At 51.0% G+C, this 255-nt stretch carries 1 protein-coding gene; it reads right to left on the bottom strand.

Going from position 1 to position 255, the window contains the following annotated elements:
- Positions 1–255, bottom strand: a 255-nt coding sequence (locus JW499_RS22250) for an ABC transporter permease subunit (RefSeq protein ID WP_205212570.1), incomplete at both ends; no start/stop codon positions are given.

Raw genomic sequence — 255 nt, 5'->3', positions numbered from 1 at the left:
GCAGCAGTGGGATGTTGCGAAATATTTCGATGTACAGCGCAGAAAATTTGGCGATCAGCCAGTTATCCGATAAGCGCGCCACCCCCAGAATAAAGCCCAGGATAGTCGCGGCAATAATCCCCATCACGGCGATCAGAATGGTATTTAACAGCCCCACAACAAAGGTCATGCCATAACTGGATGCTTCGCTGTAATCGATCAGGCTCATGGCGATACCAAAGCCCGCTTCGTGGGTCAGAAAATCAAAGCCGGTGG

The organism is Amphritea pacifica, assembly GCF_016924145.1.
Classification (GTDB): domain Bacteria; phylum Pseudomonadota; class Gammaproteobacteria; order Pseudomonadales; family Balneatricaceae; genus Amphritea; species Amphritea pacifica.
The sequence above is the reverse complement of the archived record's forward strand: the minus strand, read 5'-3'. Positions and strand labels throughout refer to the sequence as shown.